32 protein-coding genes and 1 tRNA gene are annotated in these 24,763 nt (G+C 67.9%); 14 read left to right on the top strand and 19 right to left on the bottom strand.

The window, feature by feature from the left end; all coding sequences use genetic code 11:
• Positions 1-138 precede the first annotated feature (138 nt).
• Both rnz and NDI65_RS15055 read left to right on the top strand, forming a co-directional pair.
• Entirely contained in the window at positions 139-1,086 is a 948-nt protein-coding gene (rnz, locus tag NDI65_RS15060) for a ribonuclease Z (protein WP_193310928.1), read from the top strand.
• A gap of 48 nt (positions 1,087-1,134) precedes the next feature.
• On the top strand, positions 1,135-2,013 hold the full coding sequence (locus tag NDI65_RS15055) for a PhzF family phenazine biosynthesis protein (protein ID WP_089777228.1): 879 nt from the start codon (positions 1,135-1,137) through the stop codon (positions 2,011-2,013).
• A gap of 42 nt (positions 2,014-2,055) precedes the next feature.
• On the opposite strand, the gene NDI65_RS15050 is transcribed toward NDI65_RS15055, so the two are convergent.
• Both NDI65_RS15050 and NDI65_RS15045 read right to left on the bottom strand, forming a co-directional pair.
• On the bottom strand, positions 2,056-2,400 hold the full coding sequence (locus tag NDI65_RS15050) for a hypothetical protein (protein WP_089777227.1): 345 nt from the start codon (positions 2,398-2,400) through the stop codon (positions 2,056-2,058).
• A gap of 8 nt (positions 2,401-2,408) precedes the next feature.
• Complete coding sequence (locus NDI65_RS15045; RefSeq protein WP_089777226.1) at positions 2,409-3,413, bottom strand: prohibitin family protein; 1,005 nt, start codon at positions 3,411-3,413, stop codon at positions 2,409-2,411.
• A gap of 154 nt (positions 3,414-3,567) precedes the next feature.
• Here NDI65_RS15045 and NDI65_RS15040 point away from each other — a divergent pair, with 154 nt between their 5' ends.
• Positions 3,568-5,571 carry a DUF460 domain-containing protein gene (locus NDI65_RS15040; RefSeq protein WP_089777225.1) on the top strand — a complete coding sequence of 668 codons (2,004 nt, stop codon included), beginning with the start codon at positions 3,568-3,570 and terminating at the stop codon, positions 5,569-5,571.
• Between the two features lie 15 nt (positions 5,572-5,586).
• Here NDI65_RS15040 and NDI65_RS15035 read toward each other — a convergent pair whose 3' ends face one another.
• Positions 5,587-5,964 (bottom strand): ATPase, encoded by a 378-nt coding sequence (locus NDI65_RS15035; RefSeq protein ID WP_089777224.1) that lies wholly within the window; start codon positions 5,962-5,964, stop codon positions 5,587-5,589.
• A 20-nt stretch (positions 5,965-5,984) separates the two neighbouring features.
• On the opposite strand from NDI65_RS15035, the gene NDI65_RS15030 reads away from it, so the two are divergent.
• Positions 5,985-6,971: a tyrosine--tRNA ligase gene (locus tag NDI65_RS15030; RefSeq protein WP_089777223.1), complete on the top strand. Its 987-nt coding sequence runs from the start codon at positions 5,985-5,987 to the stop codon at positions 6,969-6,971.
• Positions 6,972-6,995: 24 nt separating this feature from the next.
• On the opposite strand, the gene NDI65_RS15025 is transcribed toward NDI65_RS15030, so the two are convergent.
• Entirely contained in the window at positions 6,996-7,175 is a 180-nt protein-coding gene (locus NDI65_RS15025) for a hypothetical protein (RefSeq protein WP_004973908.1), read from the bottom strand.
• Between the two features lie 105 nt (positions 7,176-7,280).
• Here NDI65_RS15025 and eif1A point away from each other — a divergent pair, with 105 nt between their 5' ends.
• The 5 genes from eif1A to NDI65_RS15000 all read left to right on the top strand — a co-directional run bounded on the left by eif1A (position 7,281) and on the right by NDI65_RS15000 (position 11,782).
• On the top strand, positions 7,281-7,571 hold the full coding sequence (gene eif1A / locus NDI65_RS15020) for a translation initiation factor eIF-1A (protein ID WP_004045248.1): 291 nt from the start codon (positions 7,281-7,283) through the stop codon (positions 7,569-7,571).
• 90 nt (positions 7,572-7,661) lie between these two features.
• Positions 7,662-8,525 (top strand): serine/threonine-protein kinase Rio1, encoded by an 864-nt coding sequence (gene rio1 / locus NDI65_RS15015; RefSeq protein ID WP_089777222.1) that lies wholly within the window; start codon positions 7,662-7,664, stop codon positions 8,523-8,525.
• A gap of 93 nt (positions 8,526-8,618) precedes the next feature.
• Complete coding sequence (locus NDI65_RS15010) at positions 8,619-9,161, top strand: KH domain-containing protein (protein WP_089777221.1); 543 nt, start codon at positions 8,619-8,621, stop codon at positions 9,159-9,161.
• Positions 9,162-9,409: 248 nt separating this feature from the next.
• A complete protein-coding gene (gene thsA / locus NDI65_RS15005) occupies positions 9,410-11,062 on the top strand; it encodes a thermosome subunit alpha (RefSeq protein WP_310893830.1) in 1,653 nt (550 codons plus the stop codon).
• Positions 11,063-11,368: 306 nt separating this feature from the next.
• Positions 11,369-11,782: a hypothetical protein gene (locus NDI65_RS15000; protein WP_310893806.1), complete on the top strand. Its 414-nt coding sequence runs from the start codon at positions 11,369-11,371 to the stop codon at positions 11,780-11,782.
• A 193-nt stretch (positions 11,783-11,975) separates the two neighbouring features.
• Here NDI65_RS15000 and NDI65_RS14995 read toward each other — a convergent pair whose 3' ends face one another.
• From NDI65_RS14995 to NDI65_RS14980, 4 genes are all read right to left on the bottom strand, one after another.
• Entirely contained in the window at positions 11,976-12,179 is a 204-nt protein-coding gene (locus tag NDI65_RS14995; RefSeq protein ID WP_089777220.1) for a hypothetical protein, read from the bottom strand.
• 51 nt (positions 12,180-12,230) lie between these two features.
• A complete protein-coding gene (locus NDI65_RS14990) occupies positions 12,231-12,506 on the bottom strand; it encodes a hypothetical protein (RefSeq protein WP_089777219.1) in 276 nt (91 codons plus the stop codon).
• Between the two features lie 210 nt (positions 12,507-12,716).
• Positions 12,717-12,790, bottom strand: a tRNA-Arg gene (locus tag NDI65_RS14985).
• A 43-nt stretch (positions 12,791-12,833) separates the two neighbouring features.
• Positions 12,834-13,211, bottom strand: a complete 378-nt coding sequence (locus NDI65_RS14980) for a YccF domain-containing protein (RefSeq protein WP_310893805.1) — start codon at positions 13,209-13,211, stop codon at positions 12,834-12,836.
• A gap of 139 nt (positions 13,212-13,350) precedes the next feature.
• Between NDI65_RS14980 and NDI65_RS14975 the strand changes: the two genes are divergently transcribed.
• Positions 13,351-13,920 (top strand): AAA family ATPase, encoded by a 570-nt coding sequence (locus NDI65_RS14975; RefSeq protein WP_089777217.1) that lies wholly within the window; start codon positions 13,351-13,353, stop codon positions 13,918-13,920.
• 2 nt (positions 13,921-13,922) lie between these two features.
• A complete protein-coding gene (locus NDI65_RS14970; protein ID WP_089777216.1) occupies positions 13,923-14,339 on the top strand; it encodes an RNA-binding domain-containing protein in 417 nt (138 codons plus the stop codon).
• Between the two features lie 42 nt (positions 14,340-14,381).
• Here NDI65_RS14970 and NDI65_RS14965 read toward each other — a convergent pair whose 3' ends face one another.
• From NDI65_RS14965 to NDI65_RS14950, 4 genes are all read right to left on the bottom strand, one after another.
• Positions 14,382-15,392 (bottom strand): nucleoside recognition protein, encoded by a 1,011-nt coding sequence (locus NDI65_RS14965; RefSeq protein WP_310893804.1) that lies wholly within the window; start codon positions 15,390-15,392, stop codon positions 14,382-14,384.
• Positions 15,393-15,458: 66 nt separating this feature from the next.
• On the bottom strand, positions 15,459-16,019 hold the full coding sequence (locus tag NDI65_RS14960; RefSeq protein WP_089777214.1) for a magnesium transporter: 561 nt from the start codon (positions 16,017-16,019) through the stop codon (positions 15,459-15,461).
• A complete protein-coding gene (locus NDI65_RS14955) occupies positions 16,020-16,601 on the bottom strand; it encodes a magnesium transporter (RefSeq protein ID WP_004065697.1) in 582 nt (193 codons plus the stop codon).
• Between the two features lie 104 nt (positions 16,602-16,705).
• Positions 16,706-18,097 (bottom strand): signal recognition particle protein Srp54, encoded by a 1,392-nt coding sequence (locus NDI65_RS14950; RefSeq protein ID WP_089777213.1) that lies wholly within the window; start codon positions 18,095-18,097, stop codon positions 16,706-16,708.
• 90 nt (positions 18,098-18,187) lie between these two features.
• On the opposite strand from NDI65_RS14950, the gene NDI65_RS14945 reads away from it, so the two are divergent.
• Complete coding sequence (locus NDI65_RS14945) at positions 18,188-19,162, top strand: D-2-hydroxyacid dehydrogenase (protein ID WP_310893803.1); 975 nt, start codon at positions 18,188-18,190, stop codon at positions 19,160-19,162.
• Positions 19,163-19,195: 33 nt separating this feature from the next.
• A complete protein-coding gene (locus tag NDI65_RS14940; RefSeq protein ID WP_089777211.1) occupies positions 19,196-19,813 on the top strand; it encodes a LysE family translocator in 618 nt (205 codons plus the stop codon).
• Between the two features lie 30 nt (positions 19,814-19,843).
• Here NDI65_RS14940 and ftsY read toward each other — a convergent pair whose 3' ends face one another.
• The 6 genes from ftsY to NDI65_RS14910 form a co-directional block, all read right to left on the bottom strand.
• Positions 19,844-21,202 (bottom strand): signal recognition particle-docking protein FtsY, encoded by a 1,359-nt coding sequence (ftsY, locus tag NDI65_RS14935; RefSeq protein WP_310893802.1) that lies wholly within the window; start codon positions 21,200-21,202, stop codon positions 19,844-19,846.
• Between the two features lie 26 nt (positions 21,203-21,228).
• Entirely contained in the window at positions 21,229-21,699 is a 471-nt protein-coding gene (pfdA, locus tag NDI65_RS14930; RefSeq protein WP_089777209.1) for a prefoldin subunit alpha, read from the bottom strand.
• Positions 21,699-21,875, bottom strand: coding sequence for a 50S ribosomal protein L18Ae (gene rpl18a / locus NDI65_RS14925; protein ID WP_007275895.1), 177 nt, complete (start codon positions 21,873-21,875; stop codon positions 21,699-21,701). Before rpl18a ends, pfdA begins: the two co-directional genes overlap by 1 nt.
• 81 nt (positions 21,876-21,956) lie before the next feature.
• Entirely contained in the window at positions 21,957-22,622 is a 666-nt protein-coding gene (locus NDI65_RS14920; RefSeq protein WP_089777208.1) for a translation initiation factor IF-6, read from the bottom strand.
• A gap of 3 nt (positions 22,623-22,625) precedes the next feature.
• Entirely contained in the window at positions 22,626-22,904 is a 279-nt protein-coding gene (locus NDI65_RS14915) for a 50S ribosomal protein L31e (protein ID WP_004973931.1), read from the bottom strand.
• Between the two features lie 3 nt (positions 22,905-22,907).
• On the bottom strand, positions 22,908-23,060 hold the full coding sequence (locus NDI65_RS14910) for a 50S ribosomal protein L39e (RefSeq protein ID WP_004045214.1): 153 nt from the start codon (positions 23,058-23,060) through the stop codon (positions 22,908-22,910).
• Positions 23,061-23,240: 180 nt separating this feature from the next.
• On the opposite strand from NDI65_RS14910, the gene NDI65_RS14905 reads away from it, so the two are divergent.
• Positions 23,241-24,182, top strand: a complete 942-nt coding sequence (locus NDI65_RS14905; protein WP_089777207.1) for a DMT family transporter — start codon at positions 23,241-23,243, stop codon at positions 24,180-24,182.
• A 6-nt stretch (positions 24,183-24,188) separates the two neighbouring features.
• Here the strand turns inward: NDI65_RS14905 and thpR are convergent, their stop codons facing one another.
• Positions 24,189-24,743 (bottom strand): RNA 2',3'-cyclic phosphodiesterase, encoded by a 555-nt coding sequence (thpR, locus tag NDI65_RS14900; protein ID WP_310893801.1) that lies wholly within the window; start codon positions 24,741-24,743, stop codon positions 24,189-24,191.
• Positions 24,744-24,763 lie beyond the last annotated feature (20 nt).

The following is a 24,763-nucleotide window of genomic DNA, read 5'->3' as shown; positions in this document are numbered from 1 at the left end:
CTCCGGTAGCAGACGGTCGGGTAAGAATCGGTCGGTCCGGGGCGTCGGGCGGGGGCGGCGTCCCGGGACGGTGAGTCCCGGGGCCGCGACGGATTCGACGCACGTTTAGTCCCGCCGCTATCATTGTGGTGCATGTCCATGCGCGCGACCTTCCTCGGGACCGGCGGGGCCGTCCCCACCACGGCGCGTGCGCCGAGCGCGTTCCTCGTGAACCGCGACGGCGAGCGCCTGTTGTTCGATTGCGGGGAGGGCACCCAACGCCAGATGATGCGCTACGGGACCGGGTTCGGCGTCAGCCACCTGTTCGTCACCCACCTCCACGGCGACCACATCCTCGGCATCCCCGGCCTGATTCAGACGCTCGACTTCAACGACCGCGACGCCTCGCTGGCCATCCACGGCCCGCCGGGGAGCAAACGCCACCTCGAAACGCTCGTCCACGCCGGCGGCTACCAGCCCGGCTTTCACGTCTCCGTCCACGAGGTCCGCCCCGGCAACGTCGCCTACCGCGCCGACGACTACGAGGTCCGCGCGTTCGACACCGAACACCGGACCGCCTCGGTCGGCTACGCCCTCGTCGAGGACGACCGCCCCGGCCGGTTCGACCGCGAGAAGGCCGAGGAACTCGGCGTCCCCGTCGGCCCGGCGTTCGGCCGCCTCCACGCCGGCGAGGACGTCGAACTCGAAGACGGAACCGTCGTGCGCTCCGAGCAGGTCGTCGGCGACCCCCGACCCGGTCGAACCGTCGTCTACACCGGCGACACCCGCCCGCTCGACTCGACCGTCGAGGTCGCCCGCGACGCCGACCTGCTCGTCCACGACGCGACGTTCACCGACGAGGAGGCCGAGCGGGCGAAACAGACCGCGCACTCGACCGCGCGCGAGGCCGCTCGCGTCGCCCGCGACGCCGACGTTCGGCGGTTCGCGCTGACGCATATCTCCGCCCGGTACGCCGCCGACCCGGGCCCGCTTCTCGAACAGGCCCGCGAGGTGTACGACGGCGAGGCGTTCGTCGCCGAAGACGGTCAGAAACTTGAGGTCCCGTACGCCGACAGCGACGGCGGCGGGGCCGAGACCGGCGAGTAGTCCGCGGGCCGCGGTACGCTTTTCTCCCGCCCGCGCGCACCCGTCGATGTGCCGCAGAACGCCTTCCACACCGTCGACGTGTTCGCCACGGCGAAGTACGCCGGGAACCAACTGGCTGTCTTCGAGGACGCGGACGCGCTCAGTTCCGACCAGATGGCCGCGCTCGCCAACGAGACGAACTACTCGGAGACGACGTTCATCGAGGGCGGGTCGCCCGACGACGGCTACGACGTTCGCATCTTCACGCCGGACGGCGAGATTCCGTTCGCCGGACACCCGACGCTCGGGACGGCCGCCGTCCTCCGCGAGCACTTCGGCGCGGGCGACGAGGTGACGCTGAACCTCGGCGTCGGTCCGATTTCGGTCGAGGTCCGGTCCGACGGAAGCGACAGCGAGCAGTACTGGATGACGCAGAACGCGCCGGCGTTCGGCGAAGAACTCGACCCCGAGACGCTCGCGGAGGTGCTGTCGCTCGACGCGACCGACTTCAACTCGGACTGGCCGATACAGGTCGTCTCGACCGGTCTCCCGGCGGTGATGGTGCCGCTCCGCGACCGCGACGCGCTCGCCCGGAGCGAGGTGTTTACCCCCGCGTACCGGTCGTTCTTCGACGACGTGGGCGTCGAGAACCTCTTTCTGTTCTGCCCGGACCCCCGCGACGACGCGAACGACTTCGCGGCGCGGATGTACGCGCCCGGCCACGGCGTCGCCGAGGACCCCGCGACCGGGAGCGCAAACGGCTGTTTCGCCGGCTACCTCGCCCGCCATCGCTACTTCGGCGACGACGAAATCGAGGTCGCGGTCGAGCAGGGCTACGAGATGGGTCGGCCGTCGCACCTCCACCTCGAAGCCGAGGACCGGGGCGACGAGGTGGCGGTCCGCGTCGGCGGGCGCGTCGAGTTCGTCTCGGAGGGGAGACTCGTCTGACCGGCCGCTGAACGGGCCGTCGTGCCAAAAAACGAGGGCGGGTCAGTCGCGGTGGGCGTCGCAGACCGGGTTCTCGCCGTCGTCGAGGAGGACGACGGGGACTCCGAGGACGACCCACTCGCGGACGTAGCGCCGGCGCGTCGTCGCGGGCGACCCGCACTCGACGCAGGCGGCGTCGGCCGACTCGACGGCCGACTCGATGATTCTCGTCCGCGGACCGACCGCCGTCCGCGAGTACGCCGGCCGTTTGGACAGGAGCGCCACGAGCGCCGCGGCGACCGCGAGCCCGACGACCGGTAGGACGAACCGACCGACGCCGGAGCGCGCGAGGACGCCGACGATGACGAGTAACACGACCGCGGCGGCCAGTTCACGGAGGAGACGCATCGACGGCGTCAGTTGCTCGTCTCGTTTTCGGAGCCGGACGAGGACGACGACCCCGACGAACTGGACGACGCCGAGCGAGCGTCCGACGACGAGCCGGTGGACGACGAGGACGAATCCGACGACGAACCGTCGTTATCGAGCGACCGGACGAACTGCGGGTAGCCGCCGTCGCCGACCGGGATGTAGACGGTGTCCGTCTCGTCGAGTTTCTCGATGTACTTCTGGGCCAGCACCTCGTCGGACAGCGACTCGGCGATGATGCGGTTGGCGTCGGCCTGCCCCTGCGCCTCGATGCGCTTGCGCTCGGCTTCGAGTTCCTCGACGGCGAGTTCGTCCTGCTTCTGCTGGCGGCGCTGTTCGGTGATTTCCTTCTGTTCGACTGCCTGGGCGTACTCGGCGGGGAGTTCGACGTTGCGGACCTGCACCGCTTCGAGGATGAGACCGTCGTCGGCGAACTCCTCGGCGAGTTCCTTCTCGGCGGCGGCCTTCAGCTGGGTCTGCCCCTCGCCGGTGTAGATGACGGTGACGGGCAGTCGACCGGCCTCGGTCCGGAGCACGGACCGAATCGACGGGCGAATCAGGCGCTCCTCGGCGGTGGCGAGCGTCCGGTAGTTACGGTAGAACTCGACCGCCTGCCCGGCGTCGATGCGGTAGCGGACGGTCACGTCGATGTCCGTTCGAAGTCCGTCTTCGGTCAGGACGGTGATGGCGTCGTCGCCGCGCCTGTCGCCTTCGCTCGTCGACGACGACATCGTGTACGACTGCGGTCGCACCGACAGCGACGAGGTCGACTGCGAGACGGGGTTGACGAAGTGCGCGCCGGGTTCGAAGACGGTGCCGGTGGTCGCGCCCCACTTCTTGACGACCTTGACGTTCCCCTCTTCGACGGGTTCCCACGCGAGGAGCCCGGCGATGGGGGCGGCGATAAGGAGGAGGGCGACGACACCGATGAGGGCGATGCGCGTCAGCGACCGGGAGGTCACCGACGGCGGGTCGGGGATATCAGAACTCATCACTCTACTTTCAAATAGCCGAGACTTGTTTGTTTCGTGTAAGTCGGGGGTTCTCTGGACTCGACGGACGGGCGTCGCGCAAACGCGACACCCGACCGAGTCGAGACCGGTCACCGGCGTGGAGTATATATCCGGCGCGGCCCTAGTCGCCGTCGTGAACGACCGGACGAGTGCGCTCGACTCGGTCGTCTTCGGCGTCGACATCCAGAGCGGCGATATCCGCGGCGACTCGCCGTCGTACGCGCTGGTCGTGTTGGACACCCGAGACACCGAGTCAGACGAGGTCCGAATCGAACGAGACGTGGTCTCCTTCCGCAAGTTACGCCGACTCATCGAGCGCGACGAACCGCGCGTCGTCGCCACGGACAACATGTACGAGTTGGCGACCGACAAGGACGATTTGGTCCGCTTCCTGCGGTGGCTTCCCCACGGGACGCAGTTGGTGCAAGTGACCGGCGCAGAACGCCCGGAACCCCTGTCTCGGGTCGCCTCGCGCCACGGCGTCCCCTACGGCAAAGACCCGATGAAGGAGGCCGAGGCCGCGGCGCGCCTCGCCCTCGGCAACGTCGGCTACGAGGTCGCCGCCTTCGAGAACACGACGACCGTGAAGGTCTCTCGCGGGCGCTCGACCGGCAAGGGCGGGTGGAGTCAGGACCGCTACACGCGCCGCATCCACGGGTCGGTCAAACAGCAGGCCCGCGAGGTCGAGTCCGCGCTGAAGGAGGCCAACCTCGACTACGAGCGGGACGTGACCGAGAAGTACGGCGGCTACTCGCAGGCGCTTTTCACCGTCGAGGCGCGGCCCGAGGACATCCCCGTGTCCACCCACCGCTCGGGCGACACCCGCGTCGAAATCGAGCGCGAGCGCCGCGACGGCATCGAGTTCGAACCGCTCGTGAAGCGCCGCGACCGCGTCATCGTCGGCATCGACCCCGGCACGACCACCGCCGTCGCCGTCGTCGGCTTCGACGGGCGCGTCCTCGACGTGCACTCGACGCGCACCGCCGACACCGCCGCGGTCATCGAGTGGCTCATCGAGCGCGGGCGACCGAGTCTCGTCGCCGCCGACGTCCAGCCGATGCCCGAGACGGTCGAGAAGTTCCGACGGAGCTTCGACGCCGCCGGCTGGGCCCCCGCGAGCGACATCCCGGTGGACGAGAAGCTCCACCGGACCCGCGAGGTCGACTACGACAACGACCACGAGCGCGACGCCCTCGCGGCGGCGCTATTCGCCTTCGACGACCACGAAGACCAGTTCGAGCGCATCTCCCGGAAGGTGCCCGCCGACGTGGACCGAGAGGAGGTCATCGCCCGCGTCCTCGCCAGCGAGGAGTCGGTCGAGGCCGTCCTCCGCGAGATGGACGACGACGGGGGCGAATCCGGCGGCGACGACGCCGACGAGGAGGCCCACGAGGAACCCGAACTCACGCCCGAAGAACGCGAGATTCGGGAGTTGCGGTCGCGGGTCGAGCGCCTCGAATCGCACGTCGAGGACCTGAAGTCGACCATCGAGGAGAAAGACGAGACCATCGAGGAGTACAAGGAGGAACTCTCCGACGCCCGCCGCGAGGAGCGCCGCGAGGCCCGCGAGCGCCGGGAGGTCACCCGGCTCGAACGCGAGAACGGCCGGTTAGAGCGGAAGGTCGAGTCGCTCGAATCCGAGAAGGCGGAGCTCGCCGACAAGCTCGACCAACTGAAGTCGCTGTGGAAGCTCGACCACTCGAACTTCGCGGACGTGAACGCGAACGGGAACTTGGTGCCCGTCAAAATCGTCGAGCAGTTCACCAACGGCGCGCTCGACCACACCGTCGAGGAGTACGGCATCGCCGCGGGCGACGTGGTCTACCTCCGCGACGCCAGCGGCGCGGGGCGGACGACCGCCGAGCGACTCGCCGAGTTCGACCCGCGGGTCGTCCTCCGGTCGGGCAACCTCTCGGAGGTCGCAGACGAGGTGCTGTTCGACGCCGATATTCCGGTCGCACCCGCCGACGGCGTGACGATACGGGAGATAGACGAACTCGCCGTGGCGAAGGAGTCCGAGGTCGAATCCGCCATCGCCGATTGGGAGTCGCGGGCGGAAGAACGACAGAAAGAACAGCAAAAAGAGATGGTCGACCAGATAATCTCCGAACACCGCGCCGAGAACCGGCGCGGATAGCGTCGAGTCGGACTTTCAGTCTGTCGTGTCGCCGACGACGACGACGGCGACGACAAAGTACAGCGCCGCCCCGACGAGCGGGACCAGGAAGGCGAGCACGGCCCAGAACGTCGCGTTTCGCCCCTTGAGCGTCGCGTCTTTGTGGACCCGGTACGGCAGGTAGACGTGAACGGCGAGGAAGTAGACGGCGAAGCCGAGGATGTACGGGAGGAGGTCGCCGCCGCGGACCGACGCCCACATGGCCGCGAGCAGGCCGAAGACGACGAGGATGAGCGCGGCGAAGATGATGGCGGGCGCACGCGTCGTGGTTCCTGAGTCGGACATCACCCGGAGTTGGGACCGGTGGGTGTTGTCCGTTTCGCCCGCGAGCGGCTTCCAGAAGTCATATCCCACGTCCCCGACTCCGAACAGATATGGACGCATACGACCTGATCACTCGGAACGCCTCCGAAGTGGTCACGGAGGACGAAGTGCGCGCGCTGGCCGACGACCCCGAGGGCAAGCGAGCGTACGTGGGCTACGAGCCCTCCGGCGTCCTCCACATCGGTCACATGCTCACCGCCAACAAGCTCATCGACCTCCAGGCGGCGGGCTTCGAGGTAGTCGTGCTCCTCGCGGACGTACACGCCTACCTCAACGGCAAGGGCACCTTCGAGGAGATTCGGCAGACGGCCGAGCGGATGAAAGAACAGTTCATCGCCTACGGTCTCGACGAGAGCCAGACGGAGTTCGTCCTCGGCTCGGAGTACCAGCTCGACGAGAGCTACGTCCTCGACCTGCACGCGCTCGAACTGGAGACGACGCTCTCGCGCGCCGAGCGCGCCATGGCCGAAATCAAAAGCGGCGAGGGCGTCACCGTCGCGCAGGCGGTCTACCCCATCATGCAGGCGCTCGACATCGTCTACCTCGACGTGGACCTCGCCATCGGCGGGATGGAACAGCGCAAGGTCCACATGCTCGCCCGCGACATGCTCCCGAGCATCGGCGAGGAGTCGCCGACCTGCATGCACACGCCGCTCATCGCGGACCTCGGGACGGGCATCGGCAAGATGTCCTCCTCGGCCGGCGTCACCATCTCGATGGAGGACACCACCGAGGACATCGAAGACAAGGTCAACGGCGCGTTCTGCCCGCCGACGGCCGACCCCGACCCGACCGACGAGGGCGAGGAACGCGAGAACCCCGTCCTCCAGATTTTCGAGTACCACGTCTTCCCGCGCTTCGAGCGCGTCGTCGTCGAGCGCCCCGAGCAGTACGGCGGGAACCTCGACTACGACGACTACGAGTCGCTGGCGGCCGACCTCGAATCCGGCGAACTCCACCCGGCCGACGCGAAGGGCGCGCTCGCCGACTACCTCGACGAACTCATCGAACCGGGTCGCGCGAAGATAGCGGAGTGAGCCAACGCGGGAATCGGCGGCCCGTCAGGCCATCCCGAACATCTTCATGACGCCCTCGGCGAGGCCGCTGGCGACGAGGCCGAGGCCGGCGACGACGAACGCGAGCCCCGCCGCGACGACGGGAGCCTGATAGGCGACGATACCGATACCCAAGAGCAGCGAGACGACGCCGGCGATGCCTTTCGTACCGAGTTTGTCGAGCATATCACGACGGCGTTTCGGGACCGCCCTAAACGCGTCGTTCCGTTGGACGCTTCCTACCGGCCGAACGTCGGCGGATTTAACCATGCCCACGTCGAACGCTCGCGCATGAGCGACGACGAGAACGAGAGCCGCCGAGACCTTCGAATGCCGAACGACGACGAAGTGTTCGCCGTCGTGACGAACATGCTCGGGGCCAATCGTATTCGCGTCCGCTGTGCCGACGGCGTCGAGCGGACCGCTCGCATTCCCGGACGGATGCAGAAGCGTATCTGGATTCGAGAGGACGACGTGGTGCTCGTCGAGCCGTGGGACTGGCAGGACGAGAAGGCCGACGTGAGCTGGCGCTACGAGAAGTCCGAGGCCGACCAGCTCCGCCGCGAAGGCCACATCCAGTAACGCGCCCGAGACAGCGCCTGATTGTCCCCCGAACGACGCCGAACCCGGAGCCTGTGCCCTTTTCATCTCGCCTCTCGTAGCCCTAGTCCAATGACTGACGAGTTCGGCATGGTCGAACCCCAGGAGGGCGAGGCGTTCGGCGACGAGTGGGAGGAGATAGACGTCTCCGACGACGAGGCGGACCGCATCGCGCGCCGCAAGGACCGCGACTTCGACGAGTTCCGGATGCGGTTGAAGGACGCCGACCAGTTCAAAGTCGAGCAGTCGGTGTTCGACGACGCGACCTTCGCCGCCATCTACAAACTCGTCCAAGACGGGCATATCGACGCGTTCGGCGGCCCGATTTCGACGGGCAAGGAGGCCAACGTCTTCGAGGCGCTCGGCGGCGACGACACCGACGTGGCGGTCAAGATATACCGCATCAACGCCTCCGACTTCCGGCACATGCGCGACTACCTCGAAGGCGACCCGCGCTTCGAGAACATCGGCCACGACAAGGGGCAGGTCGTCCGCGCGTGGGTCAGAAAGGAGTTCGCCAACCTCCAACGTGCCCAGCGCGCCGGCGTTCGCGTGCCGAAGCCCATCGCGGTCCAGCGGAACGTCCTCGTGATGGAACTCGTCGGCGTCGTCGACGACCGGGCGCGACGGCTCTCGGAAGTGCGCGTCGAGAACCCACAGACCGCCTACGAGGTCGTCCGCGAGTACATGCGCCGACTCCACCGCGCCGGTCTCGTCCACGGCGACCTCTCGGAGTACAACCTCATCATCCACGACGGCGAACTCGTCGTCATCGACCTCGGACAGGCCGTCACGGTCCACCACCCCAACGCCGAGGAGTTCCTCCGGCGGGACTGCCGCAACGTGGCCAACTTCTTCCGGCGGCAGGGGGCCGACGCCGACGGCGACTCGCTGTACGAGTTCGTCACGGCCGACGAGGACGACGAAGACGAGTAGCGACACAGACCCGCCGCGAGACGGGTGTGAGACCGAGACACGCGGCGACCCGCCGAGCGAACGCTTAAACCACTCCGACGGGTATCGGGTGATATGCAGCACGTCAAGGTGCCGCAGGACCGTATCGGTGTTCTCATCGGCGAAGGTGGCTCGACGCTCCGAGAGATAGAGAGTCGCGCGGAAGTCCGACTCGACGTGGACTCGGAGAACGGCAGCGTCGCCATCGACAGCGTCGGCGACCCCGTGCTCGGCATGGTCGCCCCCGACGTGGTCCGAGCGGTCGGCCGCGGCTTCGCCCCGGAGGACGCGATGGCGCTCCTCGACGACGACATGATGATGTTCGAACTCATCGATATCGACCGGCACACCCGAAACAAAAACGACATGCGGCGGCAGAAGGGCCGCCTCATCGGCGAGAACGGCCGCACCCGCGAACTCATGGAGGAGCTGACGGGTGCCGACGTGGTCATCTACGGCTCGACGCTCGGCATCATCGGCCAGTCCGAGGAGGTCGAGGCCGTCCGCCGGGCGGTCGAGATGATTCTCGACGGCGCGCCCCACGGCGCGGTGTACTCCTTCCTCGAACGGAAGCACAACGAACTGACCCAGGGCTTCAACGTCCGGCAGAACAACTGAGACGCCACCGCCGACGAGTCCACCGCCGACACGGCACTCGCCCGCATCGTCTTTTCATCGCACCGGCTTCGAGACTGGCGAGGCGACCCGCCGGAAACCGGGGATAAACCCGCAAAATCGACCGCCCTCGACGGGACACGACCACCCCACCGTGTTGCGTTTTGACATACCAATAAGCGAAGCTTTTTTATAGAATCACAAACAATCAGGCGATGACTATGAGCCAGCGAATGCAGCAGGGTCAGCCCATGATCATTCTGGGCGAAGACTCGCAGCGCACATCCGGACAGGATGCGCAGTCGATGAACATCACGGCCGGGAAGGCCGTCGCAGAGGCCGTACGCACGACGCTCGGCCCCAAGGGGATGGACAAGATGCTCGTCGACTCCGGCGGGCAGGTCGTCGTCACGAACGACGGCGTCACCATCCTCAAGGAGATGGACATCGACCACCCCGCGGCCAACATGATCGTCGAAGTCTCCGAGACCCAGGAGGACGAGGTCGGAGACGGCACGACGACGGCCGTCATCATCGCCGGCGAACTCCTCGACCAGGCCGAGGAGCTCCTCGAATCGGACGTCCACGCGACGACCGTCGCGCAGGGCTACCGCCAGGCCGCCGAGAAGGCCAAGGAAGTCCTCGAAGACAACGCCATCGAGGTCACGGAGGACGACCGCGAGACCCTCCAGAAGATCGCCGCGACGGCGATGACCGGCAAGGGCGCGGAGTCCGCGAAGGACCTGCTCGCCGAGCTCGTCGTCGACGCCGTGCTGGCCGTCAAGGACGAAGGCGGCATCGACACGGACAACGTCTCCATCGAGAAGGTCGTCGGCGGCACCATCGACAACTCCGAACTCGTCGAGGGCGTCATCGTCGACAAAGAGCGCGTCGACGAGAACATGCCCTACGCCGTCGAGGACGCGAACATCGCCATCCTCGACGACGCGCTGGAAGTCCGCGAGACCGAAATCGACGCGGAAGTCAACGTCACGGACCCCGACCAGCTTCAGCAGTTCCTCGACCAGGAAGAAAAGCAGCTGAAAGAGATGGTCGACAAGCTCGTCGAGGTCGGCGCCGACGCCGTCTTCGTCGGTGACGGTATCGACGACATGGCCCAGCACTACCTCGCCAAGGAGGGCATCCTCGCGGTTCGCCGCGCCAAGTCCTCCGACCTCAAGCGCCTCGCCCGCGCGACGGGCGGCCGCGTCGTCAGCAGCCTCGACGACATCGAGGCCGACGACCTCGGCTTCGCCGGCTCCGTCGGACAGAAGGACGTCGGCGGCGACGAGCGCATCTTCGTCGAGGACGTCGAGGACGCGAAGTCCGTCACGCTCATCCTCCGCGGCGGCACCGAGCACGTCGTCGACGAGCTCGAACGCGCCATCGAGGACTCCCTCGGCGTCGTCCGCACGACGCTCGAAGACGGGAAGGTCCTCCCCGGCGGCGGCGCTCCCGAGACGGAGCTCTCCCTGCAGCTTCGCGAGTTCGCCGACTCCGTCGGCGGCCGCGAGCAGCTCGCCGTCGAGGCGTTCGCCGAGGCGCTGGACATCGTCCCGCGCACCCTCGCCGAGAACGCCGGTCTCGACCCCATCGACTCCCTCGTCGACCTGCGCTCGCGCCACGACGGCGGCGAGTTCGCAGCCGGCCTCGACGCCTACACGGGCGAGGTCATCGACATGGAAGAAGAGGGCGTCGTGGAGCCCCTCCGCGTCAAGACCCAGGCTATCGAGTCCGCGACCGAAGCCGCTGTCATGATTCTCCGCATCGACGACGTCATCGCGGCTGGCGACCTCTCCGGTGGCCAGACCGGCGGCGACGACGACGAAGGCGGCGCGCCCGGCGGCATGGGCGGCGGCATGGGTGGCATGGGCGGCATGGGCGGCATGGGCGGCGCAATGTGAGCGCCCCAGTAGGCCACCATACACCCACACCCTGACTTCGCATCGACTCGAATCGCTCGGCCGAATTCACGACGTTTTTTGCGGCTTCACGCCCGTTAGCATCCGCTTTCTCTACCCGCGCGCCGATTGGGACGTCGTTAATCAAGCGCCCGCGACGTGCCGTCGTCTGCCGCCCGAGACGGTGGGCGTATCGACAACCGAGTCGCCGCATAAGTTGACAAAACGCTATAAAATGTTCTGAGGAGTTCGTGAAACGCGGGTGACCAGCTCTATACTTATCTCCCGAGACAGCCAACTTCGCATCGTATGTCCCCACCCGAGACCCCGGTGTCCGACGCCGACTCGGACGCGACCACGCCCGCGACTCGACCGCCGTTTCTGGCCGTCGTCGCGCCCCGTCTCTCCGAGGCGGCGGCGCTCGCGGGGGCGCTCCTCCCCGGCGTCGGCCCGGTCGTCCGCGCACCTCGTAGTTCCTCCCCGTCGAACCTCCGCGCCACCCTCGCCGCGATGCGACGGCCCGACGCGCCGCTCGTCGTGGCGACCGACAGCGCGGCCGCCGTCCGCGACGCCGACCGCGTCCACGTCGCCGACGGGGGCGTCGTGGTCGAGTCCGGCGCGCCGAGCGACCTTCTGGCCGTCCCCGGCGTCTACGCTCGACGCTGCGGTTCCGAACTCGGTGCGAACTTCGCCGACCCGGGAAACGACGTCGCAGACGAATGAGTCGGTCGCCCGGTGCGCGACGCTTCGGGTCCGACCGTCCCCAAGGTTCACCACGGTCCCCGCGGTAGCCGTGGGTATGGGAGACGACGCGTGTTACCGCGAGTTCTGTCCGGACTGCGACGCGCCGGTGACTATCGTCGACGAGGAGTGTCCCGACTGCGGCCGGGAACTGGCGCTCGTCTGAGGACCGACCTCACTCGGACACCCGCGTGTCGATGTGGTGGACCGCGTGGGGCGAGAGATACCGGCCACCCGGAACCTCGACCCAGCCGTTGGCGAGCACGCGGACCGGTCCCTCGTGCAGCACGGACTCCATCTCGGCGTCGCCGTAGACGACGGCGTCGTCTATCGTCTGTTCGAACCGCCCGCTAAACGGGGAATCGGACGCGAAGACCACATAAGAGACAGCTGAGCGACACGTAATGAGAATAGTGGAAGGTCGCGGTGTTCACGACGACTCGGAGGCGTCTGCATCGGCGCGGCGAGCGAGGAAATCGACCAGCACCGTGACGAGGAGCAGAGCCGCGACGAGTTGGAGGCCGTGGGCGACGTCCACTCCGAGCACCCCCGCGAGTCCGAACTGCTCGACGATGTAGAGCGTCGCGGCGACGAGTCCCAGACTCCCGAACAGGACTCTCGCAAACCGACCGTCGAGACTCGTCACGAAATTGTAGGCGGCGACGCCGAAGACGACCGCCGCGGCGACGATGCCGAGAACGTCCATAGGAAGTGTATCGTACCTCCCGACCAAGAAAATGTTGTCTTTCTAACTTGACTGGCCAACAACTACCCGGGAGCAGGCTCCGATAGTCGTCGAGAACAGAGACAGTTTAGGGCTGGAGAAGGCGAGACCGCCGACGCTGTCGCTCGGCGGACAGTCACAGCAACAGAGCGCGACGGAGCAGACATCAAAAGAGCGCGACGACCAACGAAAAGAGCGCGACGGGATTCGAACCCGCGACCATCGGATTAGAAGTCCGACGCTCTGTCCGACTGAGCTACGCGCCCTCGATGCCCACAAACCGGCCCTGCAAGAAAAACGAATCGGGTTCTACCCGTCGAACCGGTACAGCGACGTGACCGCCGGGAGCCTGTTGAGCATCCAGATGCCCACCGGGAGACCGACGATGGTGAGGGTGAACAGCACCGCGACGTTCGCCCAGACCCAGCTCAGCCACCAGCCGACGAACACGAAGTAGATGGCGCGGACGACGAGTGACCGCTGGCCGCGAGACGAGTCGGGGTCGAGCCGGGTTTTCGGCTCCTTCAACGAGAGCACCGTCGGGACGAGGTTGATGAGCGCGACGCCGAGCGGGATGCCGATGACGGTCGCGTTCAGGAACCACGCGACGTTGACGACGGCGGGCGTCGCCCACCAGCCGACGAAGACGAACCAGATGGCGCGGACGACGAACGAGCGCTGAGACATGGGCGTAGATACGCGGGCCGAGGCGAAAAGCGACGGGGTGGTCGAAGCGAGGCGGAGGGGTGAAGGAAAACAGCGAAAACCCGCCACCCGGAGCGACGTGAAGGGAGGCTTTAACAGCGCCAACGCGGTAACACCGGCTATGAGAGTCATCGGGACGGTCGGCCTGCCGGGAAGCGGCAAGGGCGAACTCGCCGAGGTGGCCCGCAACGCGGGCGTGCCCGTCGTGACGATGGGCGACGTCATCCGCGAGGAGTGTCGCGAGCGCGGCCTCGACCCCGCGACGGACCACGGGAAGATAGCGACCGCGCTCCGCGAGGAGGAGGGCGACGACGCCATCGCCGCGCGCTCGCTGCCGATGGTCGAAGACCACCTCGAATCGAACGACGTGGTGGTCGTCGACGGGCTTCGGTCGGGCGTCGAACTCGACCGCTTCCGCGAGGCGTTCGGCGACGACTTCGTCCTCGTGAGCGTCGAAGCGCCGTTCGAGACGCGCGCCGAGCGCCTGCTCGACCGCGACCGCGACGACAGCGACACCGACGTGGAGGCGCTCAAAAAGCGCGAGCGCCGCGAACTCGACTTCGGGATGGGCGACGCGATGGACCGCGCCGACGTGGTCATCCAGAACACCGGCACGCTGGCGGAATACCGCGAGACCATCGCGAAGCTGTTCGAAGAAGGGCCGGAAGCGGTCGCAGAGGCCGACGCGTGAGCATGATTTACAGCGTCGACGTCCGCATCGAGGTTCCCGTCCGCGACACCGAGGTCACCGACCGCGTCGGCGACGCCGTCGAGAACATCTTCCCCGGCGTCGAACTCGACCACGAACCCGGGAAACTCGTCGGTGAGACCCACGAGCTGGAGCGGTTCTCCGAGCGCCTCCACGAGCAGGCCATCCTCGACACCGCCCGCCGCGAGTTCGCCAAGCGCCGCGACGACGACGGATTTTCGTTCGCGCTGAAAAAGCAGGCCGCGTTCAAGGGCGTCGTCAACTTCTCCGTCGGCAACCCCGACGAACTCGGCGACATCGACGTCCGCGTGACCGTCCGCGACCCCTCCGTCGACGAGGTCATCGACTACATCGCGCCGCCGACCGAAGACGGGCGACCGGTCGACCCGAACGACCGCTAAACCGGGGACGAAACCGAGACTGAGACGCCGTTTTCTCGCTACTCAGGCGACCAACAGCGCCACCGCGACGGCGATGAAGACGATTTTCAGCCCCGTGTTGACGGCGATGACCTTCGACCCGAACTCGGGGCCCCAGATGCCGTACTGGAAGGGAATCGACCGCTTGAACGTCGAGACGGCGAAGGAGATGATGCCGCCGATGAGCATCGTCGCCACGGCCTGCTTCGGCGTGAACGTCTCGCCGATGGCCGGCGCGATGGTCGCCGCGCCGGTCGTCGTGTCGAACGCGAAGGCGACGACGACGGGGACGGCCGCGCCCGGCAGACCGACGAGGTTCGTCAGCGGACTGGCGAGCGCCGCGAACGATTCGAGGTCGGTCGTCCGCAGGAGGAGCGTGACGACCACGTAGACGACCGCCAGCCGCGGGACGATGCGTCGAAGCTTCGTCCACGTGCTCCGGGCGGCGTCTTCGACCGCCTCGCGGAGGGAGCCGTCGGTGTCGCCCGCGCCGGCGGAGTCGCCCGCGCCGGCGGCCGCATCGACCACGCCGCCCGAGCCGTCGGTCTCGGCGACCGCGACCGGGGTCGTGTTACGGTCAGAGAGAAGCACCGCGCCGGCGACGACGCCGGTCGCGGTGATGGCGAGCGCGATGGCCGCCCGCGCGCCGACGTACATGAAGCCGACTTCGCGGCCGAGGATGGGGATGAGCACCGGCCAGTAGAACGTGAAGATGTGCTGGACGAAGCCGAAGAACGTGTTGATGGTGACGGCGACGAGCGTCGCCCGGTCGTCGAGGACGCCCGACTCGCGGAACTCCGCGAGCATCCCGTAGCCCGCCGTCGTCGAGGCGGCGGTGGTGACGATGGCCGTCCCCACCTCGTCGGGGAGGTTCGCGGGGTTCGTCAGATACCGCGAGAGGCCGGCGATGCGCTCGACGAGGCCGAAGGCGACGACGAGGTTCGCGGCGAAGACGCCCGCGGCGATGTAGGCGGCGATGCGCGCGACTCGCGGGAGCACCTCGAACAGCACCGGGAGGACGGCCGACGACTGCACGACCGACGGTCGGTGCCGAGCGAACTAATCGGCGTCGGTCGGCGGGAGACGGTTCGAGCGTCGGGCTCAGACGAGCACCTGCGCCACCCCGAACAGGACGACGACGCCGAGCACGTCGCAGACGTTGGTGACGACGGGGATGACCACGTCGTCGGGGTCGAGACCGAACCGGTAGGCGACGTACGTCGCAGAGAACGTCACGACGACCGCGAGGACGGCGAGCGTAATCCCGCTCGACAGGGAGACGAGGACGACTTTCTGCGGGGCCAGCGACGTGTCGCCGGAGACGAGGAGCGTGGCGACCCACGCGCCCGCGCCGATGACGGGGAACACCGTCACCGCGAGGGCGACCGTGGCGACGGCGTTACCCGCGAGTTCGTCGTCGCGGGGCGAAAACGAGAGCGTCCCGAGGTGGAACGACGTGGAGAGCCGCGCCGCGAGGACGCTTCCGAGGTTCCCCGCGGTCCCGATGGTGACGGGGACGAGCACGAGAAGCGACGGGTAGCGGAACAGTTGCGCCTCGAAGCTCCCGAGGACGAGGCCGCTCCCGAGTTCGACGAGCGTGAGCACGAGCAACACCGGGAGCATCGCCCGCGTGATGGCGCGGACGGTCCACTCGGTCGGCACTCAGAACACCCCCGCGACGGCGAGGACGGTTCGGACCGCGATGAGCAGAAAGAGGACGCCGAACACGTCGCCGGTGGTCGTCACGACCGGGCCGACGATGGTGTCGGGGTTGCGCCCCCGTCGGTAGCCCGCGAAGACGACGCTGACGACGACGACGGTCAGGACGATACCGGACAGCAGGCCGGCGACGATGGCGACGCCGACGAGAATCGGGAGCGGCGCGACCCGACTGCCGAGGAACGTGAGGAGAAAGAACGCGACGACGGCGGCGAACGTGCTCGTGAGCACGCCGTTGGCGAGCGCGGCCGTCGCGGCGGCCCGGAGGCGTTCGTCGCCGCCGGTGACGCGGGGTTCGATGAGCCCCTGATGGAGCGCGGTGGCGATGCGAGCGCCGAGCGAGCCGTAGACGTTGCCCCGGGTCGCCAAGAGCGCGGGAACGAGGACGAGAAGCCCCGGCACGGCTCGGAGTTCGGCCCGCATGCCCCCGAGGACGACGCCGGCGACGAGGCCGCCGACGAGGCTGGCCGCGAGCGCGGGCAAGGCTTCCTTGTAGGCCTCGACCGCCACGTCTCGCACGGTCATTGTGGGGTGCGACGGACCCGAGCGTTAAAAGTCGGCGGTATCGCGGCGAGGCGAGAATCGCGCGGGCAAGCGCAGAAAGCGCGGCGAGAAGATCGCGCGGTGGTTCAGAACGGACCCATACCGCCGAGACCGCCCATACCGCCGCCGCCGTCCTGGTTCTGGAGCTTCTTCATCATGCGCTGCATGTCGCCGTCGCCCATGTTCTGGAACTGCTTGATGGTCTGTTCCATCATGCGGTGCTGTTCGAGCAGTTCCTGTATCGTCTCCTCGTCCTGTCCCGACCCCTGCGCGATACGCTTGACGCGGGACGCGCCGACCTTCCGCGGGTTCTCCAGTTCCTCTTCGGTCATCGAGTCCATGATGACCTCGAACGCGCGCATCCGGTCTTTCGTCACGTCCATCGCGTCGTCCGGAAGCTGGTCTTTGATGCCGCCGCCGAAGCCCGGAATCATGTCGAGCACCTGGTCGAGCGGCCCCATCTTGTCCATCGCCTCCATCTGCTTTTGCATGTCCTTGAGGGTGAAGTTCCCCTTCATCATCTCCTCGGGGTCCCAGTCCTCGTCTTCGGCCTGGGTCTCGGACATGGCGCGTTCGACGCGCTCGGAGAGCTGTTTCAGGTCGCCCATCCCGAGCAGCCGGGAGATGAAGCCGTTCGGCTCGAAGCGCTCGATGTCCTGGACCGTCTCGCCCATCCCGAGGAAGGCGATAGACGAGTCGGTCTCGTTGACGGCGGTCAGCGCGCCGCCGCCCTTCGCCGTCCCGTCGAGTTTGGTGATGACGACGCCGCCGATGCCGATGGATTCGTCGAACTGCTGGGCCTGTTCTTTCGCCCCTTGCCCGATTGCCGCGTCGAGGACGAGCAGGTTCAGGTCGGGCTGGACGACGCCCTCTATCTCCTCGATTTCGTCGATGAGGTCGTCTTCGAGCGCGTGACGACCGGCCGTGTCGACGATGTGGACGTCTGCGTCCTCGGTCGCTTCGAGGCCGTCGCGGGCGATTTGGACCGGGTCGTCGCAGTCGGGGTCGCCGTAGAAGTCCACCTCGGCGCGCTCGCACATCTGCTTGGCCTGGTCGTACGCGCCGGGGCGGAAGGTGTCGGTCTGGATGACCGCGGGGCGGAGCCCCTTCTTCGAGAACCACCACGCCATCTTGGCGGAGGTGGTCGTCTTCCCCGAGCCCTGGAGACCGGCGAGCATGATGGTCTGCGATTCGAGCGGAATCTCCGTCGACTCGCCGATGAGGTCGACGAGTTCCTCGTAGACGATTTTCAGGACGTGGTCGCGCGCGCTCGTGCCGCCCGGCGGCTCCTCTTCCAGCGCGCGGGTCTTGATAGAGTCCGAGAGGTCCATGACGAGGCTGACGTCGACGTCGGCGGAGAGCAGGGAGCGCTGAATCTCCTTGACGATCTCCTGAACGTCGTCCTCGTCGAGGCGGGACTTCCCGCGCAGCTTATCGAGACTGCCGCGGAGGGAACTCCCGAGATTGTCGAGTACCATTGTGCGTTCCTACGCCGTCGCGCCGGTAAAGGCTTTATCCGTCGCGTTCGGGGCCAACACCTATCGGCTCGGCCCCCGACAGCGCACTCGATGACCACGATTCTCGTCCTCGACCGCCCCACGCACGGACTGCCGGCGTCGGAGTACGCCGCGGCCCTCCGCGAGCGCCTGCCCGACGCGACGGTTCGCCACCCGAAGACGACCGCCGAAACGCTCGACGCCGCCCGCGACGCGACCATTATCACCGGCACGTCGCTCCCCGACGACGTGCTCGACGCCGCCGACGAACTCCGACTGTTCGCCGGCGCGACCGCCGGCTACGACCACCTCCCGCTGGCGGCGCTCCGCGAGCGCGGCGTCGTCGTCACCAACGCCTCCGGCGTCCACGGCCCCAACATCGCCGAACACGTCCTCGGCTGGCTCCTCATGATTACCCGCCGGCTGGACGAGGGGCTCCGCCGCCAGCGACGCCGCGAGTGGCGGCGCTTCCAGTCGTACGGCGAGTTGCAGGGGTCGACGGCCACCGTGGTCGGCCTCGGTGCCATCGGGCAGGCGGTCGTCGAGCGACTCGACGCGTTCGGCGTCGAGACCATCGGCGTCCGCTACACGCCCGAAAAGGGCGGCCCGACCGACGAAGTGCTCGGCTTCGACGACCTCGAATCGGCGCTCGTCCGCACCGACTTCCTCGTGGTCGCGTGCCCGCTGACCGACGAGACGCGCGGACTCATCGACAGCCGGGCGCTGGACGCGCTTCCCACGCACGCCGTCCTCGTCAACGTCGCGCGCGGCGGGGTCGTCGACACCGACGCGCTCGTTTCGAACCTCCGGAACAACCGCCTCCGCGCCGCCGCGCTCGACGTGACGGACCCCGAACCGCTTCCCGATGACCACCCGCTTTGGGGGTTCGAGAACGTCTACATCACCCCGCACGTCTCCGGCCACACGCCGCACTACTGGACGCGGGTCGCCGACATCCTCGCGGAGAACGTCGAGCGACTGGCGTCGGCGTCCGACGGCGGCGTGCCCGCGCTCCGCAATCAGGTGGTTCCGAGTCCGAACCCCTGAGCTACTTCCCGCGACGAATCGTAGGCTCGCGCGATGACGACGCTCGCGTTCGGACTCGACGCCGCGACCTATCTCGCGTTCTGCGGGGCGGCGGTCGCGCTCGTCCTCGCGCCCGGCCCCGACACGATGTACGTCCTCGCCCGCGGCCTCGACGGTCGCGGGCCGGGGGTCCGGTCGGCGCTCGGCATCGCCACGGGCGTCCTCTTTCACACGCTTCTCGCGGCACTCGGCGCGGCGGCGCTCTTTCGAACCGTCCCCGAGGCCGCCGCGGCGCTCCGATACGTCGGCGCGGCGTATCTGGGCTACCTCGGCGTCGCCGCCCTCCGAAACGACGAGTTCGACCCCTCGGTCGAGACCGAAAGCGGGGCGAGCTTTCGGCGCGGCGTCCTCGTCAACGCGCTCAACCCGAAGGTCGCGCTGTTCTTCCTCGCGTTCCTCCCCGGGTTCGCCGGACAGGGCGCGGGAGCCGGGATGCGGATGGCGAGTCTGGGCGCGACCTACGCCGCCCTCACGGCGCTGTACCTCTCGGGCGTCGCGCTCGGCGCGGACCGACTCGGGTCGCGGCTCGTGGAGACGCGGCTCGCGAGCGCGCTGAACTACGTCGGCGCGGGGACGATGCTGCTGCTCGGGGTCGCGCTCGTACTGGAGTGACGGGGAAGAGAAACGACGGAGCGGGTCCGATTACTCGTCTTCGCCGAGCAGGCGGTCGACCATCCGCTCGGGGTCGAACTTCTCGATGTGGTCGTAGCCCTGCCCCACGCCGAGGAACAAGATGGGCTTGCCCGTCACGTACGCGATGGAGATGGCCGCGCCGCCGTTGGAGTCGGCGTCGGCCTTCGTCAGAATCGCGCCGTCGATGGCGGCCGCGTCGTTGAACTGCCGGGCGCGTTCGACCGCGTCCTGTCCGGCGACCGCCTCGTCGACGAACAGGGTGAGGTCCGGACCGACGACGCGGTCTATCTTCTCCAACTGCGCCATCAGGTCGTTGGAGGTGTGGAGCCGACCGGCCGTGTCGCCGAGGACGATGTCGATGTCGTGGGCCTCGGCGTACTCGACGCCGTCGTAGATGACCGCCGCCGGGTCGCCGCCCTGCTCGTGGGCGATGAGCTTCTTGCCGAGCGCCTCCGCGTGCTCGCGGATCTGCTCGTTCGCGCCGGCGCGGTAGGTGTCGCCGTTGGCGAGCACCGTCGAGTAGCCCTGCTTTTCGAAGTACTTCGCGAGTTTGGCGATGGTCGTGGTCTTCCCGACGCCGTTGATGCCGGTGAAGATGAGCGTCACCGGCTTGTCGGCCTCGGCGATGCGCTGGTCGAAGTCGAACTGCCCGACGCTGATGACCTCGTACAGCGCGTCGTGGAGCGCCTCGGAGACGAGTTGGCCGGTGCTCTGGACCTGCTTTCGCGTCTCGCCGATGAGCTTCTCGCGGATGGTTTCGAGAATCTCCTCTGCGACCTGCATCTCGACGTCGCTCTGGAGGAGCGCCATCTCCAGCTCCCAGAGGGGTTCTTCGAGGTCTTCCTCCTCGATGACGACCTTCCCCGTGGCGAACGCGGCGGCGCGGCGGAGCCGACCCGGACCGGACGAATCGTCGCCGTCCTCCTCGGACAGCGCCGCCTTCGCGGCGTCGGAGGCGAGCGACTCGCGCGGTTCGGCCTCGTCGGCCGCCGGCTCGCCGGTCGGCTCGTCGACCGTGTCCGCGTCGGCGTCGGTCGATTCGCCGGCCGGCGTCGCCGCCGCGGCTTCGGCTTCGACCTCCGCGGTCGCCGCGTCCCGTTCGGGTGCGGACTCCGGTTCGGCGTCCGCAGGAGCGTCGGCCGCGTCGACCGCGTCGGCTTCGGACCCGGCGTCCGCGTCGCCGACCGCGTCGGTGTCGGCGTCGGGGGCGGCAGCAGCGGGTTCGGACGCCTCGGGTTCGACCGCCGCGTCTGCTGGTGCTGATTCCGCTTCCGCGTCGGCGTCGGCTTCGGCCTCGGCCTTCTCTTCGGCGGTCTCTTCAACGTCGTTACGGAAGCGGTTGAGTTTCTTCTTCAGTCCGTCGAACATCTGAATAGTAGGAGGTTGGGGTTACCTTACTCGTCGTCGCCGTCGCCGCCCTCGCCCTGCATCTGCTGCATCTGCTGCATCTGCTGTTGCTGCATCTGCTGTTGGGCCTGCATCGCCTGCTCTTCGATCTCGTCGCTCTCCTCTTCGAGCTCCTCGATTTGGCCGCGAACGCTCGCGATCTCCTCGTCGAGCGCGTCCTGCTTGCGTCGCAGGGTCTCGATGGCCGTGCTCTGTTCCTGCTCGGCGGCGTAGTTCGCGCCGAGGGAGACGACGACCTCGTCGATGTCCTGGACTTCGGCGCGGAGATACGCGTCGCCGCCGAGGGGCACCTGCACCGTCGAGCCCGTTTCGAGCGTTTCGATGGCCTCGACGGCCTCGTCGATTTCGTCTTTCTCGTCGTTCAGGTCCGAGACCTCGCTTTCGAGGGATTCGATTTCCTCGTCGAGCGCCTGAAGCTCCTGAGAGAGCTGCTGAAGTTGCTGCTGACCGCCGCCCATCATGCCGCGGACACCTCGTTGAGCTCGACCTTCGTGCGCTTGATTCCGTGCTCGCTCCCGATGAGCGAAAAGGCGCGTTCCTGCGCGACGTTCTCGTTCGGCGCTTCGACAGTCTTCGTGAACTCGTGGACGACGCCACGGCTCGTGAAGCTGCCCGTGATAATGAACTGGCTCATGCACGTCGGTCGGGTGGCGAGCGGGAAAGGTCTTCCTACTCGGAGCGAAACTGAAGCGAGAAACGGGGGGACGCGAGACCCTCAGTCGATGTAATCGAGGGCGTCTTCGATGCGACCCAGTTCCGGGCCGGTCGTGTCCTCGCCGACGATGTAGCTCTCGTCGTTGGCGACGAGGCCAGAGCCGACGAGCGGGCCGCCGTAGTTGATGGTGCCGATGTCGGCGCGAACGTCGAGCAGCGCTTCGAGCGCTTCGAGTTCGGGCTCGCGCGACTTCGGGTGGCAGAGGACGCCGCGGTTGTTGGCGACGGCCGCCGTCCCGACGGTCCGAACGTCGGCGAGGTCGCCGCGTTCGACGGGGACCTCCAGCGCCTCCTCGACGGCCGAAACGGCCTCGTCGGAGAGCTCCGCGTGGACGTACGCGCCGTAGTCGTTCGCGAGAACGACGTTGCCGGCGGCGTTGATGCGACCGGGAAGCTCGTAGACCGGGAGGTCCACGGCGTCGGTGAGGGCCTCCTTCTCGCGGGACGTGGCGCGGCTCGACACGAGAAGTCCGTTCTCGTTACCCGTCGCTAACGCACCGACCGTTCCCGACCCGCCGACGGTCGTCTTGACCAGCGGCACGTCGAGTTCTTCGGCCATCTGCTCGGCGAGCGAGTCGTCGGCGTCCGGGCGGACCAACAGCGCGTCGTCGGTCGCGCGAGCGAAGACGCCGATGTAGGACGAACCGGCGAAGGAGGCGCGAAGCACCGTTTACTCGGCCGGTTCCGCTTCGACGACCGACTCGCCGTCCTCGTCGAACCGCGCGGCGCGGACGCGGAACTTGCTCGGCGGGCTCTGCCGACCGTGCGCCCAGATGTCCTCGTTGATCTGCGTGTCGAGACGCACGTTCTCGGCGTCGACCTTGAAGTGCTTGGCGAGGTGCTCGCGGATGAGCGTCATCGAGCGGCCCGCGCGTTCGTGTGCCGGGACCGCCTTCACGTCTCGGAGCGGGACGGTGACGACGCGCTCCTCGAAGTCGTTTGCGCTCATTGCTTACTCGTCCGTGTTGCTCCGCCGCCAGTTGCGACGCTTGGGGTTTCGCGTGACTTCCATGTCCGTCTTGAGCATGACCCACGCGGGGACGCGACTGTTCTGGCGTTCGAGCTTCGCCAGACGCTTCTTCTTGGACTTCGACTTCTTACCCATAGTGGGCTGTACTTTCCATCCTCCGCATAAAATCTTGTTCCTTCGCGTTTCAGGCGTGTGAGGGGCGTCCGCACGCCCGAATCGGCTGAAACGCGGCATTCTCCCGGGCCGGCGACGCGGGCGGGCGGGCGGGCGATCGAATCGACTCATTCAGTACCGTCGGCGCGAAAGCCGACGCGAATGAGTCGGGTCAAGACCGCCGTCGCCTTCCTCGCGCTCTCCGCCGTCTGGGGGAGCGCCTTCCTCGCCACCGACATCGCCCTCCGGACCGTCCCGCCGGCGTTCCTCGGCGCGGTCCGCTTCGACGTGGCGGCGCTCCTGTTGTTCGCCGTCGCCGTCGCCCGCGGCGACCGGATTCTCCCCGCCGCGCGCGACGAGTGGCGACCGATTCTCGCCGGCGGCGCGTTCAGTATCGGCGCGCACCACGCGCTCCTGTTTTCGGGGCAGGTGTACGTCCCCGGCTCCGTGGCGTCGGTCCTCCTCGGTATCATCCCGCTCGCGACGCCGACGCTCACCCGCCTGACGGCCACCCGCGAGCGGCTCTCGCCGCACCGGGTCGTCGGGCTCGTCCTCGGCTTTCTGGGCCTCGTCGTCATCGCCAACCCGGACCCGGGGAACCTGCTGTCGTCGAACCTCGTCGGCGCGGTTCTCGTGTTCGGCTCGGCCGTCGCCTTCGCCCTCGGCGCGGTGCTCACCCACGACAGCGAGACGGGGATGTCGCTGCTCTCCGTGCAGGCGTGGATGATGCTCGTCGGCGCGGTCACGCTCCACGTCACGAGCGCCGCCCTGCCGTGGGAGTCCGCCGCCGCCGCGGCGTGGACCCAGACGACGCTCGTCGCCGCCGGCTACCTCGCGGTCGTCGCCGGAGCGGGCGGCTTTCTGCTGTACTTCTGGCTCCTCGACCGGGTCGGCCCGATCGAGGTGAGCCTGCTCGAATACGTCATCCCGCTTTTCGCCGCGCTCGCCGAGTGGACCGTCCTCGGGCGCGTGCCGACGCGCGCCACCGTCGCCGGCTTCGCGCTCATCTTCGCGGGCTTCCTGCTGTTCAAGCGCGACGTGATTCGAGGCGAACTCCGGCGTATCGTGGACCGCCGTCGCGGGCGGCGACCGACCGACGACTGACGCGCCTCACAGCGAGAACCGCGTCACCGTCTCGTACTCGGGGCCGTCGGGTCCGAGTTCGCTCTTCTTCAGGCGCACCTCGCGCACCCGAAACGACCCGACCGTCGGCGACTCGCCCTCGACGACGCGCCGCACGAGGTCCTTCCCGCGGGCGTCGTCCATGCGGGCGAGCGTGACGTGCGGCGTGAAATCGTGATTCTCGGGGTCGAAACCGAGGGCCGTCGTCTCGCGCTCGATGGCCTCGTGTAACTGCGTCAACTCGGCCGCGCCGTCGCCGACGCCGACCCAGACGACTCGAATGTAGTCCAGCGAGGGAAAGACGCCCAGCCCGCCGACCGAGGCGTCGAAGGGGCCGACCCCCGCGTCTTCGACGGCCGACTCGACCGCGTCCTCCACCTCGGCGATTCGGTCCGGCGACACCTCGCCGAGGAACTTCACGGTGATGTGCGCCCCCTCGGGGTCGGTGAACCGAAGCCCGTCCGCGTCCGAAAGCCGGTCCTGTACCGCGGCGACGCCCGCCGCGAGCGAGTCGGGGAGGTCGACGGCGAGAAAACAACGCATGGCAGACAGTCGACCCGAAT

This window comes from Haloferax sp. S2CR25, assembly GCF_031624535.1.
Taxonomy (GTDB): domain Archaea; phylum Halobacteriota; class Halobacteria; order Halobacteriales; family Haloferacaceae; genus Haloferax; species Haloferax massiliensis.
Note: the sequence above shows the minus strand (reverse complement) of the source record. Positions and strands in the feature narration are given on the sequence as shown.